Raw genomic sequence first — 16,026 nt, 5'->3', positions numbered from 1 at the left:
CCGCACACCCGTTCCGCTTGACACGATGTCCCCATGACCGACGCACCATCCGGCTCCGCCGAGCAGGACCCCCGACCGCCGCTGCGGCGCAGCCGCGACCACCGGATGATCTCCGGCGTCTGCGGCGGCCTCGGGCGCTGCTTCGACATGGACCCCGTCATCTTCCGTGCGGTGCTGGGCGTGCTGGCGGTCGCGGGCGGGCTGGGCCTGATCGTGTACGGCTTCGCCTGGCTGCTGGTCCCGCTGGAGGGCGAGGACGACAACGAGGGCCGGCGCCTGCTGTCCGGGCGTGTCGAGGGCCAGGCCCTGACGGCGCTGCTGTGCGCGCTGGTCGGCTGCGGGCTGTTCCTGTCGATGGCCAACAACAGCGGCGTGATGTCCTTCGCGCTGATGCTGACCCTCGCGCTGCTCGGCGCCGTGTACTGGTCGCAGCAGCACCGGCAGGCCGGGACGGAACCGCAGGAGCCGGGCGAGACGGAGGGGGCCCACCGCCCCCACAAGGCGCACAAGACCGTCGACGCGCCGCCCGAGACCCAGGCGCCGCCCGCGCCGAACACCCCGTCCTGGTGGCGGGAGACCGGGCACGACGGCCCGGGCGCGGGCGCGGCCCGCACCGGCTACCTGTGGGGCCCGGCCGACGCCGGCGACGACCTCACCGACGGCGCCGCGGCCGGCACCGGCGAACGCGGGCCGGGCGCACGGCCGTCCGGGCGACGGCCCGGCGAGCGCGCCACCGCCCCCGCGCCGGCGCGCTCCGGCCGGTCGCTGGGCGGCTGGACCTTCCTGCTGGCCCTCGTGGCCGGCAGCCTGGGCACCGGCCTGACGTGGAACGACCATCCGCTGAGCACCTCCTTGGAAATCGGTCTGGCCGCTGCGCTGGGCGTCTTCGGCCTGGGCATCGTGGTCAGCTCGCGCTACGGCCGCACCGGTGGCGGCACCGCCGTCGCCGCGGTGCTGACCGGCGCCCTGCTGACCGGCGCCGCCTACCTGCCCAAGTCGGTCACCGCCGACTGGCGGGAGCGGACCTGGCGCCCGGTGGCCGTGACGGACGTACGGGCCCACTACGAACTCGGCACCGGCAATGCGGTGCTGGACCTGACCGGACTGCCGTGGTCCGGCCCGGCCGCCCCCGCTGCACCGGTCGTCACCGGTGCCGAGATCGGCGCGGGCAGGCTGCGGGTCGTGCTGCCCCGCGACGTGACGGCGACCCTGGACATCGAGGTCGGCATCGGCGACATCCAGCTGCCGGCCGACACGCCCGAGGACATCGACGTCCAGCCCCGGCAGCACAAGCGCCTGACCCTGTCCCCCGCTGCCGGGCAGCCCTCGCACGGCACCGTGCAGCTCAAGCTGGAGGCCGGCATCGGCCAAGTGGAGGTCGACCGTGCGGCATGACTTCGAGCCCGGGAAGCTCGTCGCGGGCCTGGTGCTGCTGGCCGCGAGCGTGCTGTGCCTGGGTGACGTGGCCGGCTGGTGGTGGTTCCCCTCCTACGCGCTGCTGCCCGGCATCGTGGCCGGCTTCTGCCTGGCCGGCGTGGTCACCTCCCTCTCCCTGACCGTGCGCCGCCACCGCAACCGCCGCCGCGGCCTGGAGACCGACGCCTGACGCCGCCTCCGCTGCGGGGAGCGGGAGGGTCGGTCAGCGGCGCGTCCGCAGCCGCAGCCGGCGCCGGGCCCGCCCGCGCGGGCCGCGGCGGGCGCGTATCGCGTCTGCCGACAGCACGGGCGCGCCCGCGAGTATCAGTGGCAGCCAGGCCATCAGGTAGACGAGGTCGTTGCCGTAGTAGTACGGCGTGGCCGACCAGCTGACGGTCAGCCACAGGCTCAGCGATATCAGCGCTCCCCCGGCCGCGGCCAGGCGTGCGAAGAGCCCGAGGAGCGTGCCCAGGCCCACGGCGATCTCCCCCGCGGCGATGGCGTAACCGAAGCCCACCGGGTCCTTCAGGGCGAGGTCGACCAGCCACGGCGCGGCGGCCGACCCGCGCACCGAGTGCATCAGCTCGCCGAGGGAGCCGGGCCCGGTGGCCGCGAGAAAGGCGGGGTCCGTGAGCTTGTCGACGCCCGCGTAGACGAAGGTGATGCCGAGGAAGAGGCGCAGCGGGAGCAGTGCGTAGCGGGCGGGCCCGCGGCCCGCCGTCCCGAGCGACCGTGCCGTGCCGTCCAGTGCCATGTCGACCAGCGCCTTTTCTCCTCGTACCGCCCTGTCGTGGCCGGCCCCCGCCGAGCGGGGACCGAACCGTTCACGACGATACGTACGAACGCGCGGTCGCGTTCAGGCCTGTGGACAACCTTGCCGGCGTACGCCCGGGTTGTGGATAAGTCAGTCGCCCGTGCGGATGCCGAGGGCGCTGCCGGCCAGCCACTGCTCCCAGGTCAGGTTCCAGTCGCCGTAGCCGTTGCCGAAGGGGTCCATGGGCTTGGGCTTCGTGCCGCCCGTGACCTGCACGACGTCGCCCTTCAGGCTCAGCCCGTAGAGCCACTTGGCGTCCTCGGTGGACATGCCGATGCAGCCGTGGCTGACGTTCTCCTTGCCGAAGGACTCGGCGTTGTCGGGCGCCGCGTGCACGTACTCGCCGCTGACCGTCTCGCGCATGCTGTAGTCGTACGCGCCGTAGAACCCGTCGGGGTGGTTGCGCGGAATGCCGATGGACAGGGAGTCCATGACGACCCGGCCCTCCTTGGCGAGGATGGTCTTGACGCCCTGCCGGGTGCCGAAGCCCTTGGACTCGTCGCCGCCGCTGACGGGGATGGTGCGCAGCGTGGTGCCGTTACGGACGACGGTCATCCGGTGGGTCTTGAGGTCCACGGTGCTGACCATCGAGTCGCCGACGGTGAAGGAGACGCGGCGGTCGCGGTCGACGGCCGTGCCGTCGGCGAGCTTCACGCCCGCGAGGTCCGCGTCGAGGCTGACCTTGGTGCCGGCGGGCCAGTACGTCGCCGGGCGGAAGTGGACGCGGGTGTCGCCCTTGGACTCGTTCCAGTGCCAGGCGCCGGGCACGCGCGGCGAGGTCGAGACCTTCAGGCGCCCCTCGATGCCGGCGCGCAGCTCCGGCGAGACCTTCTGCTGCTTGAAGACGATCGCGAGCGGCTGGCCCACGCCGACCTTCTCGCCGTTCTCCGGCGCGATCTGCGGCCGTACGATCTTGGCCGCGCCGGGCAGCATGGCCGCCGGCGGGGCGGGCTTCTGCGTCACCGGCGCGGGGCTCGCGGGCGCGGAGGAGGCCGGTGCCGCGGACTTCGCGGGCCGCTCCTCGGCCTCGGCGCCCCCGCCGCACCCGGTGACGGCCAGGCCGGCCAGGGCCAGGGCGGCGGGCAGCCCGATGCAACGGGAGAGGCGCATGGTTCTCCTACGAGTGGTGTGACGAAGCCGAGGCGGCGGGGCCTCGGCTCCGCACCATCGTAGGCAAGGTAAAGGGAGGGCAAAGCCAGCCGGAAGGACGAGCCGCCCCCGCCAGGTGGCGGGGGTCAGCCCAGCAGCTCGGGCTCGCTGCGGACGATCTGCTGGTGGAGCGGCTGGTAGTTGATCCACGCCACCAGGTCGTTGCCCAGCTGCTCGTGCGTGCGCGCGGCGTTCTCCGGGTCGATGGGCACCGGCTTGCCGGCGGCCTTGGCGGCCAGCTGCACCTGGCAGGAACGTTCCATCGTGATGAACCACCACGCCGCCGCGTCCACCGAGTCCCCCACGGTCAGCAACCCGTGGTTGCGCAGGATCACCGCCTTGTGCGACCCGAGCGTCGCGGCGATCCGCCGCCCCTCCTCCTCGTCCAGCACCACGCCCGTGTAGTCGTCGAAGAGGGCGTGGTCCTGGTAGAAGGCGCACACGTCCTGGGTGATCGGCTCCAGCAACTCCCCCAGCGACGACAGCGCCCGCCCGTACGTCGAGTGACTGTGGGCCGCGGCCACGACGTCGGGCCGGGCCCGGTGGATCTGCGAATGGATCGCGAACGCCGCCTGGTTGACGTGATAGCGGCCCTCGACGACCTGCCCGCGGTGGTTGACCATGATCAAGTCGCTGACGGTGACGTGCTTGAAGGACATCCCGAACGGATTGACCCAGAAGCAGTCCGTGAACTCCGGGTCCCGCGCGGTGATGTGCCCCGCGACCCCCTCCTCGAACCCGAACCTCCCGAACAACCGCAACGCCGCCGCCAACCGCTCCTTCCGGTACCGCCGTTCGTCCTCGACGGACGCGTGCTGCGGCGGCATGGCGAAGTGCAGCTGATCGGTGGGTATCGGCTCGGGGGCGCGTGCGCTGGCGCTGGCGCTGGCCTCGGTCATGGTGCGGGCCTCCTCCGGTGATCCGTGCCTACGGATCGGAAGCTACCGCCGGGTACGGCGGGAGGCCAGGGTCGTGCGCGACCTAGAGCCGGTCGATCCCGGTGAGGTCGATGTCCACATCGAAGGGAACCGTGGTCTTCAGCCGACCGCGGTGGACGCCGGTCGGGACGTACGCCCGCGCCTCGGGATCGAGCTCATAGGTGTGCACCACCGGCCGCCAGTCCGGCCCCGGCTCGACCCGCCAGAAGAAGGGGATGCCCGCCTCGGCGTACAGCTGGGGCTTGCGGCACCGATCGCGTTCCTCCGAGTCGGGAGAGACCGTTTCGAGAGTGAGCACGACGTCACGGCCCTCGTAACGATCCGCATGCAGGTCCCTGGCCTCGGCTTTGATCACAGCGATGTCCGGTTCGGGTGCTTGCCGCCGCCCGAGCACGACGACCATCTCGCGCACCACCTTCAGAGAGTCCGGAGCCGCTCGGAACAGGCCGTTCTGCAAGAGGCAGTTGGTCGTCGTATGGAACGCGCTCTGACGGCTTCGGTAGACGAAACTGCCGTCGATCAGCTGTGTGTGCGCCGGAAGGCCGGGAACCCGGAAGAGGTCCTCGGCGGTGAAGCCTTCGTAGGGAGGCCGCGGCCAGTCCGGGAAGAGGTCTTCGACGTCCACACTCAACCCTGGACACGCACCCGGCCGGGGCGCAGACAATCCGACCGCCGCCGCTCAAACGAGTGAGCGACGGCATCATTTCCGATCGGATCGGCTACTTCCCGTACCCGTGCTCGATCACATGTGCCGCGTTCCTGCGGTAGGAGTCCGGGTCGTCCGGCAAGCGCGTCGCCAGGCCGTCGACGTAGCGGTTGTACATGCAGAAGGCCGCCGCTATCAGGACCGTGTCGTGGATCTCCACGTCCGTCGCGCCCGCCTTGCGGGCTGCTGCCACCGACTCCTGTGTGACCTCGCGTCCGCCGCGGCGGACGAGGTCGGCCACCGTGAGGAGTGCCGTCAGTTTGTCGCTCAGGCCCGAGACGTCGTGGTCGTCCAGGACGCGGCGGACCGCCGGCAGGCCGCCGGCGAGTTGCTGGGCGGCGAGTTCGGCGTGGCCGTTGGTGCAGAAGGTGCAGTTGTTGCCGCGGGAGACGTACGCGGCGATCAGTTCCCGCTCCCCGCGGGTCAGGGTGCTCGGAGCGCGTAAGAGGGCTTCGGCGAGGTCGTTCAGGGGATCCGCCGTCCGGGGGCGGAACCGCATGAGGCCGAGGATCCCGGGTGCGTCATTGCCCACGTCGATGTGCGGCACGACCGCTCCTTCCGTTGGCGTGCCGCCACCATAGGGGCGCAAACGGCCGCGCCGCCCTCCGTCGTACGGCGTAGACGAAAGGGCGGCGCGGCTGCGGTCAGGCGGCGTGGGTCACTCCCACTCGATCGTCCCCGGCGGCTTGCTGGTGACGTCGAGGACGACGCGGTTGACGTCGCGCACCTCGTTGGTGATGCGGGTGGAGATGCGGGCCAGCACGTCGTACGGCATGCGCGTCCAGTCGGCGGTCATCGCGTCCTCGGACGAGACGGGGCGCAGGACGATGGGGTGGCCGTAGGTGCGGCCGTCGCCCTGGACGCCGACCGAGCGGACGTCGGCGAGCAGCACGACCGGGCACTGCCAGATCTCGGCGTCCAGACCGGCGGCCGTCAGCTCCTCGCGGGCGATGGCGTCGGCCTCGCGCAGCAGGTCCAGGCGCTCGCGCGTGACCTCGCCGACGATGCGGATGCCCAGGCCCGGGCCCGGGAAGGGCTGGCGCTGGACGATCTCGGCGGGCAGGCCGAGCTCCTGGCCGACCATGCGCACCTCGTCCTTGAACAGCTGGCGCAGCGGCTCGACGAGCTTGAACTCCAGGTCCTCGGGGAGGCCGCCCACGTTGTGGTGGGACTTGATGTTGGCGGTGCCGGTGCCGCCGCCGGACTCGACGATGTCCGGGTAGAGCGTGCCCTGGACGAGGAACTCGACGGGCTCGCCGTCGGCCGCGCCCTCGGCGACGATCTCGGCCTGGGCCTGCTCGAAGACCCGGATGAACTCCCGGCCGATGATCTTCCGCTTCTCCTCGGGGTCGGAGACCCCGGCGAGCGCGGTGAGGAATCGCTCCTGCGCGTCGACGACCTTCAGCTGGACGCCGGTCGCGGCCACGAAGTCCTTCTCGACCTGCTCGGTCTCGCCCTTGCGCATCAGGCCGTGGTCGACGTAGACGCAGGTCAGCTGGGAGCCGATGGCCTTCTGCACCAGCGCCGCCGCCACGGCGGAGTCCACGCCGCCGGACAGGCCGCAGATCGCCCGCTTGGTGCCGACCTGCTCGCGGATCGCGGCGACCTGCTCCTCGATGACGTTGCCGGTGGTCCAGGTGGGCTCGATGCCCGCACCGCGGTAGAGGAAGTGCTCAAGGACCAGCTGGCCGTGCGTGGAGTGCATCACCTCGGGGTGGTACTGCACGCCGTACAGCTTCTTCGCGTCGTTCTCGAAGGCCGCGACCGGCACCACGTCCGTGGAGGCGGTGACGGTGAAGCCCTCGGGCGCGGCGGAGCAGGCGTCGCCGTGCGACATCCACACCGACTGCTCGACCGGGGTGCCCTCGAAGAGCGTGGAGGAGGGCTTCGAGACGGTCAGCGGCGTACGGCCGTACTCGCGCGCACCGGTGTTGTCGACGGTGCCGCCGAGCGTCGTGGCCATCAGCTGGAAGCCGTAGCACATGCCGAAGACGGGGACGCCGGCCTCGAAGAGGGCGCGGGCGTCGTCCAGGCGCGGGGCGCCCTCCTCGTACACGGACGAGGGGCCGCCGGAAAGGATGATCGCCTTCGGCTTCTTGGCCAGGATCTCGGCGACGGGCATCGTGCTGGGCACGATCTCGCTGTAGACCCGGGCCTCACGGACACGGCGGGCGATCAGCTGGGCGTACTGCGCGCCGAAGTCGACAACGAGGACGGGGTCCGGGGTGTGGTTGTCGGGGGCGGCGGGGGGTGCTGCTGGCACGGGAGCGGCCTTCCGGCGATTGAGGAGGGGGTCTCTATTTGTCGATTCTACCGGTGCGGCGGTGCTTGCTTTTGTCTCACCATCCGAACCCGCTTGGTCCCCGGCGTCCGCGCGGGCATACTGTCGGCCATGCACATGCAGCACAGCTTCCTCTTTACCTATGGCACCGGGCCCGTCCGGCTGCCATGGTCGTGCTGCTTGAGCCGCTGATTCCACAGCGCAAGCGACTTCCCCAGGCGCCCCGGGCCGGTAAGGCCCGGGGCGCCTGTCGCTTTTCCCGGACCTGCCGCTCCGGGGGCCGATCCGGCCCCTTTGGAGAAACCCACATGTCCAGCACCACCACGACCACCACCCCCGCAGCCGCCGCCCAGGAGGGCACCGGCGCCCGCACCGGCGAGGCAGCCGACATGATCACCGACGCCCGGCGGCGGATCGACGATCTCGACGGCCACATCATCGGCCTCGTCCAGGAGCGCATCGCCGTCTCGGAGGCCATCCAGCGCGAGCGCATCGCCTCGGGCGGCCGCCGGGTGCACCTCTCGCGCGAGATGGAGATCATCAACCACTACGGCGACCAGCTCGGCCGCTCCGGCACCGTCCTCGCGATGACCCTGCTGGAGCTGTGCCGCGGCCGCGTCTGAGCACCGCATTCGCGTTCGGGCCCCGTCACTCGTACGGAGCGTGACCGCCGGCCGCTCCGCTGCGTTGCACCGGATGACCGCGCCAGCCAGGAGCGGCCCTCGAAATCCACGCGTGGCTTCCGTCCCTGTTCCTGGGCGCCCGGCACGACAGGGCGGGATCCGCCGGAGTGTGTGGCGCGCACGCACGCGCGTCGTGGGACCTCACTCCGGTGGCGAAGGCGACCGGTCAGCAGGGGACAGCAGCCCGGCCGCCACTATAGGGCGGTCGGTTCCGGGGACGCCTGGAACCGACCGTATCCGGTCGAAACGGTTGCGCCCGGCAGGCGCATCCCCCACGATGCAAAAGGGACGCACCAAGTCCCTCGCTCCGAACTGCCATTGGTTGGACCACAGCCCGCGGCGCTCCCCCCGGCGCCGCTCCGCGGCACCGACCCTGCCCTGATCTCGGTGCCGGCAGTCAAGGGCCCCGAGGCCGCCCCGCCGCCCCCGCGGTGGCGGCCCGGGGCCCTTCGCGTAGCGCCCCGTAGGGGGCGCGCCCCGTCAGGGGCGCGGGGAACTGCGCGATCAGCCACGACGCGCCCGCGGATGGCGTGCCACCCCGGGGCCCGGGCGCAGCACGGCACTCCCTCTGCGGGCGCATCGTGGCTTGTCGCGCAGTTCCCCGCGCCCCTTACGGGGCGCTGGGCTTCGGCGGCACAGGCGGCACCGGGAGCATCGGTAGTCGTAGGGCGCCGAAGGCGTCCTTGGGCACTGCCGGGTCCCGGGGCTCGACGGCCGCCACGCGCCGGTACGCGCTTCCCTGCGCCGGGCGTGGATCGGCCTCCCCCTTGTTGGGCCAGAAGGCCATCGCCCGCTCCGCCTGCGCCGTGATCGTCAGCGACGGGTTGACCCCGAGGTTCGCGGAGACGGCCGAGCCGTCGACCACGAGGATCCCCGGGTGCCCGTACAGCCGGTGGTACGGGTCGATCACGCCCGTCGCGGCGTCGGCGCCGATCGGGCAGCCGCCGATGAAGTGGGCGGTGAGCGGGGTGCCGATCAGCTCGCCGAGGTTGCTGCCCGGGAAGCCGTTGATCTCCCGTGCGAGGTGCTCGGCGGCCGCGGCGGCCTGCGGGATCTGCTTCGGGTTCGGTGCGCCGTGCCCCTGCCGGGCCGTGAGCAGGCCCTTGCCCGGGTGCCGGGTGCGCCGGTGGGTGGTCAGGGAGTTGTCCAGGGACTGCATGACGAGTCCGATGATCGTGCGCTCCGACCAGCGGTGGGTGGACAGCGACAGCACCGCCTGCACCGGGTGCAGGGCGCAGCGCACGGCGAAGGCCAGTGGCCGCGGCAGCCGGGAGCCGACCGGCACCTGCGGGATGGACAGCAGGCCCATCGCGTTGGAGCCCTTGCCGTAGCGGACGGGCTCGATGTGGGTGTGGGCGTCGGGGTGGACGGAGGAGGTGATGGCCACGCCCTGGGTGAAGTCCGCCCGGCGCGCGCCGTGGGGCGCCTTGCGGTAGCGCGCGTCGATGGTCTGCGCCCCCACCAGCGCCTCGGAGTTGGTCCGCGTCAGGGTGCCGAGCCGCGCGGAGATCCGCGGCAGCAGGCCCCGGTCCTTCATGGTGTGCAGCAGCGTCTGCGTGCCGTACGTACCGGCGGCGAGCACCACGTAGCGCGCCCGGAGCACGAGCGGGCGCGCTCGCCGTGCTCCGCGCCGGCGGTCGGTCGGCACGGTCACGACGCGGTGCCCGCCGGCGCGGTGCTCGGTGACGGCCACCACCGTCGTCATGGGGTGGATGACGGCGCCGGCGCGCTCGGCGAGGTACAGGTAGTTCTCGTTGAGGGTGTTCTTCGCGCCGTGCCGGCACCCCGTCATGCACTCCCCGCACTCGGTGCACGCGCGCCGCTCGGGCCCCGCCCCGCCGAAGTACGGGTCGGGGGCCGCCTCGCCGGGCGCGGCCCGTACCGCACCGTCGCCGTCCTCGCCGTCGCCGAAGAACACGCCCACGGGCGCGAGGTGGAAGGTCTCCCCCACCCCCATCCGCTCGGCCGCCGCCTTCAGGTGCACGTCCGAGGGGGTCGTCGTGGGGTTGAGCCGGACGCCGAGCATGCGCTGCGCCTGCTCGTAGTACGGGCGCAACTCGTCCTCCCAGTCGGTGACCGGCGCCCACTGGGGGTCGTCGAAGAACGCCTTGGGCGGCACGTAGAGGGTGTTGGCGTAGTTCAGCGAACCGCCGCCGACGCCCGCGCCCGCCAGCACCATGACGTTGCCGAGCAGGTGGATGCGCTGGATGCCGTACAGCCCCAGTGCCGGGGCCCACAGGTAGTTGCGCAGGTCCCAGGAGGTGCGCGGCAGCGTCTCGCGCGTGAAGCGGCGTCCCGCCTCCAGCACGCCGACGCGGTAGCCCTTCTCCGTCAGGCGCAGGGCCGCGACGGCCCCGCCGAAGCCGGAGCCGACGACCACGACGTCGTAGTCAAATCCCTCGTCTTCCTTGCCTTCCTTGCCCTCGCTCACGCCTGCCGCCCCTCTAGCGCAGTCGGATGGCCTTCAGCAGCCGCAGCCCGTTCGTCATCAGCCGGGCGTACTGCTCGTCGTCCAGCCCGAAGGCCGGCCCCATCGGCACCAGCCGCTGCTGCACGACGGACTGGGCCTCGGTGTACTTGAGGATGCCCTCGGTGCCGTGCCGCCGACCCAGACCGGAGTCTCCCATGCCGCCCATGGGGGTGCGGGCGCTTCCGTACGCCGCCGCGTACGCCTCGTTCACGTTGACCGTGCCGGCGCGCAGGCGGGCCGCGAGCGCCCGGCCGCGCCGGCCGTCGCGCGTCCAGACGCTGGCGTTCAGGCCGTACGGGGTGGCGTTGGCGGCGCGGACGGCCTCGTCCTCGTCGTCGAAGCGGTACACCGACACCACCGGGCCAAACGTTTCTTCTGTGCACACCGCCATCGGGTCGTGCACGCCCTCCAGGATCGTCGGCTCGTAGAACAGCGGCCCGACGTCCGGCCGGGCGCGGCCGCCGGCCAGGACGGTGGCGCCCTTGGCGACCGCCTCGTCCACGTGCCGCGTCACCGTCTCCAGCTGCCGCCGCGAGACCAGCGAGCCCATGTCCGCCCCGTACGCCAGCGCCGTGCCGAGCCGCAGCGCCCTGGTGCGGGCGACGAAGCGGCGCAGGAAGTCGTCGGCCACCGCTCTGTGCACGTAGAGCCGCTCTATGGATATGCACAGCTGGCCGGCGGAGGAGAAGCAGCCGCGCACGGCGCCGGCCGCCGCCCGGTCGAGGTCGGCGTCGGGCAGCACGAGCATGGCGTTCTTGCCGCCGAGTTCGAGCGAGCTGCCCACGAGGCGCTCCGCCGCGCCCCGGGCGACCTCCCGGCCGACCCGCGTGGAGCCGGTGAAGGAGACGTAGTCGGCGTGCGCCACGACGGCCGGGCCGACGACGGGGCCCTCGCCGAGGACGACCTGCCAGACCTCCTGCGGCAGCCCGGCCTCGACGAGCAGGTCGCGGGCCCACAGGGCGGTCAGGGCGGTCTCGGTGTCGGGCTTCATCACGACCGCGTTGCCCGCGGCGAAGGCCGGCAGCGCGTCGCCGACGGACAGTTCGAGGGGGTAGTTCCAGGGCGCGATCTGTCCCACGACGCCGCGCGGCACGCGCAGTTCGGTGACGTGGGTCAGCACGGGCAGGACGCCCACGTGCCGCCGCGGCCGCAGGTGGGCGGGCGCGCCGCGCCCGTAGTAGCGGGCGGCGACGGCGACCGCCTGCACCTCCTCGTGGGCGTGCAGCCTGCTCTTGCCGGTCTCCAGCTGGATCAGGTCGAGGATCTCCGACTGGCGGGCCAGCAGCAGGTCGTGGAAGCGCAGCAGGACGGCCGCCCGCCGCCGCACGGGCAGGGCGGCCCAGGCGCCGTGTGCCGCCCGCGCCCGGTCGAAGGCGACTGCGACGTCCTCGGGCGTCGACTCCGGGAGCTCGGCGAGCACCTCGCCGGTGAGCGGCGTGTGGCAGGCGGTACGGCCGCCCGAGCCCACCACGGACCGCGTGAGGCGGGCGACGAGAGCGGGGGTGACCACGTCGGCGGCGGTACGGGCGCCCGCCGGGGCGACGGGGTTGCCATCGGTGACTGTTCCAGTGTCCAGCGCGTCCGTCATGCGGGTGAGCGTATGCGGGGCGGGACACTTTGGGTACCCGTCGGTAACGAAAACAGGTCGGCTCATTTCCTGCCGCGCGACCGGTACTTGATCAAGGCGACGAGACCGGCTGCGTCCGGACGAACGTGGACAGCGCCGTGTCGAAGTACTGCCTGCCCTCGTCCGCCTTGCCGACCGGTGAGGACACCCACACGTCGTACATCCGCTCGCCCTCGTCCCACGCCAGGTCGTAGGTGTGCCGGGCACCGACCGGGGCCCGGCTCTCCTGCTCCGCGAAGCCGTTCCAGGTGAACTCCCAGGACGCCGCCCGGTTGCCGTGGTGCGTGGTGCGCTCGACCCGGCCGTCCCGGTAGCCGGGGTAGCGGTCGGGGGCGACGGCCGCGGAGCTGCGCATCGCCGCGATCGGGCCGCCCTCCTGGACGTCCTGGATGAGCACGCCGATGCGGAACTCCTTGCCCGGCGCGTAGTAGAAGACCCGCGGCGGTTCGAAGGAGCGGGTGAAGCCGTCCGGCACGGCCATCGCGAAGCCGGCCGGGTCCTGCACCGCGTGGTAGCCCGCGGGGGCCGCCACCGACGCGCTGGCCGGCGGGGGCGGCAGGGAGGGCGGCGGGAACTGCTGCGTGCGCACGGCGGCGCTCGGCGGCCGGTCGTCCAGGGCGGCCTCCCGGTCGCGCTGCATCAGCAGGGCCGCCACCCCGGCGCCCATGCCGGCCAGCGTGACGACGGTCAGGGCCGCCATCAGCGCCGTACGCCCCCGGGCACCGCCGACCGGGTCGCCCACCGGGGCACTCACCGGGTCGCTCACCGGGTCGCTCACCGGCAGCAGCGGCTCGCGGCGGGTCGGGGCGGGCGGCAGGGGGCGTGCGGCCGGGGCGGGCAGCACGCCGGACTCCAGGTACGCGCGCAGGAGCCGCTCGGCCTCGTCCGGGCCCATCCGGCGGGCCGGGTCGCGCTCCAGCAGCCCCCGCACCACCGGCAACAACGGCCCCGTGACCCCCGGCGGGCGGATCTCGTCGTAGACGACGGCGTGCAGGATGCCGCCCAACGAGTCCCGGTGGAAGGGCGATTCCCCCTGCATCGCCGTGCACAACAGCACCCCCAGCGACCACAGGTCCGACTCCGGCCCCGCCCGGCCGCCCGACATCCGCTCCGGCGCGGTGTACTCGGGCGAGCCCACGAACGCCCCCGTCTCCGTGATCGTGGTGACGCCCGAGACCTGCGCGATGCCGAAGTCGGTGAGCACCACCCTGCCGGTGGCCTCCTCCAGCAGGACGTTCGGCGGCTTGATGTCCCGGTGCAGCACCCCGCTGGCGTGCGCCGCGCGCAGCGCGCCCAGCAGCGCCACCCCGATCCGGGCCGCCTCCCGCGGCCCCACCGGCCCCTGCGCCGACAGGCGCGCGGACAGCGAACGGCCCTCGACGAGCTCCATGACGATCCAGGGCCGGCCGTCCTGCTCGACGATGTCGTGCATCACGATGACGTTCGGATGCTTGATCAGCGCCACCGTGCGCGCCTCGCGCAGCAACCGGTCGCGCTGCGCCCGGGCCTCCTGCGCGGACAGCTGGTCGTCCACGTGCAGCTCCTTGACGGCCACCTGACGACCGAGCAGCTCGTCCGTGGCGCGCCAGACGGTGCCCATGCCGCCGCGCCCGATCTTCCGGCCCAGCCGGTACCGCCCTGCGACGAGTCCGCCGTGCGCGGCGTAGGGGGTGCCCATAGGGCCATATTGCCCCACATCCCCGGGCCCGACCGGGCCCGTACCGGTCGGCTTCACTCGGTGCCCTCCTCCTCGGGGGTGAATCGGCCCCACCAGTGCACCGCACCGTCATAAACGCCGCATGAACGTCCGTTGGACCCGCAGGTGGGACACCGGGTGGCAGCCGCGGGCACCCGCCCGGCCCCCACCTGGCCCCCGCCGCTGCTCACATCCGCGACAGCGACGCCGTCGCGTACAGCACGTCGGTCACCGCCTCCTGGTCGCCGAGCGAGCCCGCGGCCGCGTCCTCCGGGGCGACGCGGCCGGCCGCCAGCCGGCAGAACTCGACCGCGTCCAGGGCGACGTGGGCCACGGAGTGCTCCGGGGTCGCCGCGGCCGCCGGGGAGTCCAGGGGGACGTACCAGTGGCCGCCCCCGCGGCCCTCGATCTCCAGGTGCAGGGTGCGGCCGGGGCTGCCGGCCGTGACCAGGGCGCGCGGTGGCGGGGCGAGCCCCGCCCGGCGGCGGGCCGCTATGGCACCGGGCAGGAGCCGGGCCGCCAGGTCGATCAGCGCGTTGAGGTGGCCGGCCGCGGGTGGCCCGTACGGATAGTCGACGGCCTCGGCGATGTCCTCGGCGTGCACCCAGCACTCGAAGGCGCGGTCGAGGAAGGCGTCGCGGACCGGCAGCCCGAACGGCCCGTACGGCACGGGCAGCTCGGCGGCGCCGCCGCCCGCGAAGGAGACCGTGCGCACCAGGGCGCGGCCCTGGTCGCGCCAGGCGGCGTGCGCCTCGCGCGGTGGGCCGCCGGCGGCGGCCCACAGGGTGTGGGTGCGCTCCTCGGGCGAGGAGACGCCCGCGGCCTCGCCCAGCGGATCGGGCATGCCGAGGGCGGCCGCCACGATGCCGTCGACCGCCGTCAGGTGGCCGATGACGCCGGCCACGGTGGCCTCGCAGCCGGTGGTGTGCCGGCCGTCGAACCAGCGCAGGCGCACCGGAGCGCGCCATTCCGCCTCGCCGATGTCGCGCAGCAGCGCGTCCAGCCGGGCGGTCTCCGCCTCGTACGGCGCGGCCCACCCGGGCACCGGGATGCGCGGCGGGCGGCGGCCGAGCGCGCCGGCCAGCACGCGGGAGCGCAGGCCGGGGTCGAGGTCCAGGCTGTCCTCCGGGTGCAGCAGGGCGACGGCGTCGCGCAGCCGCGCCGCCTCGTCGGAACAGGGGGCGCAGCCGGGCAGGTGGGCCTCGACGGCGGCGCTCTCCTCGGCCGAGCACGCGGCCAGGGCCCAGGCGCCGAGCAGGGACTTGAGCACGGCGTGGGGGACGGCCGGCGCCGGCAGCGGGGCGGGCCGGGGCGCCGTGCTCATCGCAGCGCCCTCCCGAGGCCGGGAGGGGCGACGGCGTGCGGGGCGTCGTGGGCCGTGGACAGCAGTTGTAAGCCCAGCCTGAGCCGGCGGCGCGCCTCGTCCTCGGTGACGCCGAGGACGGCGGCGGTCTGGCGGTAGTCGAGCCGGCGCAGGTAGGCGCAGTCGAGGGCGGCGCGCAGGGGCGCGGGCATGGAGGTGACGATGTAGTCGGCGCGGGCGGCGGCGCTGGCGGCGCGCACCTTCTGCTCGGTGCGCTCCGCGGGCCGGCCGTCGTCGTCCTCGGCCTGCCGCAGCCGGCTGACGGCCTGTCCGTGGGCGAGGGAGGCGATCCACGAGCGCAGGGAGCCGTGCCGGGGGTCGTACGCCTCGGGGTGCTCCCACACGTACCCGAACACCTCGCGGGTGACGCCGTCGGCGCCGCGCTCGTCGCCCAGGACGCGGTGGGCCATGCCGTGCACGAGGGAGGCGAAGCGGTCGTAGAGCTCGCCGAGCGCCGCGGCCTCGCCGTGGGCGAGGCGTTGCTGCATCCTGCGGTCCCAGCGCGGTGGTACGTCGTTGTTCCCCATGACCGGCCCCCTCACCGTACGCACTGCTGTACGTCTGTACGCCCTCCCGCCGAATGTAACCACCGGGTACGACACCGCACGAGCGGTTGGGGCGAATCCCGGTGACGCTCTTTCGCCGCACCGGCTTCTCTGCTATAGGGCATCACTTTGCGGCGATTGCTGGCCAATGATGCCGATCGATGTCGACCGCACATGAACGAATGTGCCGATGTGTTATGCGGGTGTGACCGGATCTATGGGGATTAAGGGTTCGAGCTGGGCATAGGCTCAACAGCGGTCGGCTTCTGCCGCGGATGTGGATCGCGGCGTTTCACATGGCGTCCCACGGGGGAAGCGCCAGGCAGCCATACCGCGGA

14 protein-coding genes are annotated in these 16,026 nt (G+C 73.2%); 3 read left to right on the top strand and 11 right to left on the bottom strand.

Annotated elements, in window-relative coordinates:
- Positions 1-33: 33 nt before the first annotated feature.
- Positions 34-1,395, top strand: a complete 1,362-nt coding sequence (locus ABD361_RS01295; protein WP_344432697.1) for a PspC domain-containing protein — start codon at positions 34-36, stop codon at positions 1,393-1,395.
- Positions 1,385-1,606 carry a hypothetical protein gene (locus ABD361_RS01290; RefSeq protein WP_344432696.1) on the top strand — a complete coding sequence of 74 codons (222 nt, stop codon included), beginning with the start codon at positions 1,385-1,387 and terminating at the stop codon, positions 1,604-1,606. The genes ABD361_RS01295 and ABD361_RS01290 overlap by 11 nt, the downstream gene beginning before the upstream one ends.
- A gap of 33 nt (positions 1,607-1,639) precedes the next feature.
- Here the strand turns inward: ABD361_RS01290 and ABD361_RS01285 are convergent, their stop codons facing one another.
- The 6 genes from ABD361_RS01285 to guaA form a co-directional block, all read right to left on the bottom strand.
- On the bottom strand, positions 1,640-2,170 hold the full coding sequence (locus tag ABD361_RS01285) for a DoxX family membrane protein (protein WP_344432695.1): 531 nt from the start codon (positions 2,168-2,170) through the stop codon (positions 1,640-1,642).
- 150 nt (positions 2,171-2,320) lie between these two features.
- Positions 2,321-3,340, bottom strand: a complete 1,020-nt coding sequence (locus ABD361_RS01280; protein WP_344432694.1) for a L,D-transpeptidase — start codon at positions 3,338-3,340, stop codon at positions 2,321-2,323.
- Positions 3,341-3,465: 125 nt separating this feature from the next.
- Positions 3,466-4,278: a class II aldolase/adducin family protein gene (locus tag ABD361_RS01275; protein WP_344432693.1), complete on the bottom strand. Its 813-nt coding sequence runs from the start codon at positions 4,276-4,278 to the stop codon at positions 3,466-3,468.
- Positions 4,279-4,360: 82 nt separating this feature from the next.
- On the bottom strand, positions 4,361-4,942 hold the full coding sequence (locus ABD361_RS01270; RefSeq protein WP_344432692.1) for a Uma2 family endonuclease: 582 nt from the start codon (positions 4,940-4,942) through the stop codon (positions 4,361-4,363).
- A gap of 94 nt (positions 4,943-5,036) precedes the next feature.
- Positions 5,037-5,570: a carboxymuconolactone decarboxylase family protein gene (locus ABD361_RS01265; protein WP_344432691.1), complete on the bottom strand. Its 534-nt coding sequence runs from the start codon at positions 5,568-5,570 to the stop codon at positions 5,037-5,039.
- Positions 5,571-5,681: 111 nt separating this feature from the next.
- The gene (guaA, locus tag ABD361_RS01260) at positions 5,682-7,286 is read right to left on the bottom strand and encodes a glutamine-hydrolyzing GMP synthase (protein ID WP_344432690.1); all 1,605 of its coding nucleotides are present in this window, start codon (positions 7,284-7,286) and stop codon (positions 5,682-5,684) included.
- 326 nt (positions 7,287-7,612) lie between these two features.
- Between guaA and ABD361_RS01255 the strand changes: the two genes are divergently transcribed.
- Positions 7,613-7,927, top strand: a complete 315-nt coding sequence (locus ABD361_RS01255; RefSeq protein ID WP_344432689.1) for a chorismate mutase — start codon at positions 7,613-7,615, stop codon at positions 7,925-7,927.
- A 670-nt stretch (positions 7,928-8,597) separates the two neighbouring features.
- Here the strand turns inward: ABD361_RS01255 and ABD361_RS01250 are convergent.
- The 5 genes from ABD361_RS01250 to ABD361_RS01230 all read right to left on the bottom strand — a co-directional run bounded on the left by ABD361_RS01250 (position 8,598) and on the right by ABD361_RS01230 (position 15,670).
- The gene (locus ABD361_RS01250) at positions 8,598-10,418 is read right to left on the bottom strand and encodes a GMC oxidoreductase (RefSeq protein WP_344432688.1); all 1,821 of its coding nucleotides are present in this window, start codon (positions 10,416-10,418) and stop codon (positions 8,598-8,600) included.
- Positions 10,419-10,431: 13 nt separating this feature from the next.
- A complete protein-coding gene (locus ABD361_RS01245; protein WP_344432687.1) occupies positions 10,432-12,045 on the bottom strand; it encodes a succinic semialdehyde dehydrogenase in 1,614 nt (537 codons plus the stop codon).
- 91 nt (positions 12,046-12,136) lie between these two features.
- Positions 12,137-13,762 carry a serine/threonine-protein kinase gene (locus tag ABD361_RS01240; RefSeq protein WP_344432686.1) on the bottom strand — a complete coding sequence of 542 codons (1,626 nt, stop codon included), beginning with the start codon at positions 13,760-13,762 and terminating at the stop codon, positions 12,137-12,139.
- A 205-nt stretch (positions 13,763-13,967) separates the two neighbouring features.
- Positions 13,968-15,104: a maleylpyruvate isomerase family mycothiol-dependent enzyme gene (locus ABD361_RS01235; RefSeq protein ID WP_344432685.1), complete on the bottom strand. Its 1,137-nt coding sequence runs from the start codon at positions 15,102-15,104 to the stop codon at positions 13,968-13,970.
- A complete protein-coding gene (locus tag ABD361_RS01230) occupies positions 15,101-15,670 on the bottom strand; it encodes a sigma-70 family RNA polymerase sigma factor (RefSeq protein ID WP_344432684.1) in 570 nt (189 codons plus the stop codon). The genes ABD361_RS01235 and ABD361_RS01230 overlap by 4 nt, the downstream gene beginning before the upstream one ends.
- Positions 15,671-16,026: the final 356 nt, after the last annotated feature.

It is taken from the genome of Streptomyces luteosporeus, assembly GCF_039532865.1.
Taxonomy (GTDB): Bacteria; Actinomycetota; Actinomycetes; order Streptomycetales; family Streptomycetaceae; genus Streptomyces; species Streptomyces luteosporeus.
This window is presented reverse-complemented; position numbering and strand designations above follow the sequence as displayed.

What these genes read in the sequence shown, in the direction of transcription:
- ABD361_RS01230 (WP_344432684.1), bottom strand. Translation starts at nt 15,670, where the DNA reads ATGGGGAACAACGACGTACCACCGCGCTGGGACCGCAGGATGCAGCAA.
- ABD361_RS01255 (WP_344432689.1), top strand. Translation starts at nt 7,613, where the DNA reads ATGTCCAGCACCACCACGACCACCACCCCCGCAGCCGCCGCCCAGGAG.
- ABD361_RS01245 (WP_344432687.1), bottom strand. Translation starts at nt 12,045, where the DNA reads ATGACGGACGCGCTGGACACTGGAACAGTCACCGATGGCAACCCCGTC.
- ABD361_RS01235 (WP_344432685.1), bottom strand. Translation starts at nt 15,104, where the DNA reads ATGAGCACGGCGCCCCGGCCCGCCCCGCTGCCGGCGCCGGCCGTCCCC.
- ABD361_RS01275 (WP_344432693.1), bottom strand. Translation starts at nt 4,278, where the DNA reads ATGACCGAGGCCAGCGCCAGCGCCAGCGCACGCGCCCCCGAGCCGATA.
- ABD361_RS01285 (WP_344432695.1), bottom strand. Translation starts at nt 2,170, where the DNA reads ATGGCACTGGACGGCACGGCACGGTCGCTCGGGACGGCGGGCCGCGGG.
- ABD361_RS01295 (WP_344432697.1), top strand. Translation starts at nt 34, where the DNA reads ATGACCGACGCACCATCCGGCTCCGCCGAGCAGGACCCCCGACCGCCG.
- ABD361_RS01280 (WP_344432694.1), bottom strand. Translation starts at nt 3,340, where the DNA reads ATGCGCCTCTCCCGTTGCATCGGGCTGCCCGCCGCCCTGGCCCTGGCC.
- ABD361_RS01240 (WP_344432686.1), bottom strand. Translation starts at nt 13,762, where the DNA reads ATGGGCACCCCCTACGCCGCGCACGGCGGACTCGTCGCAGGGCGGTAC.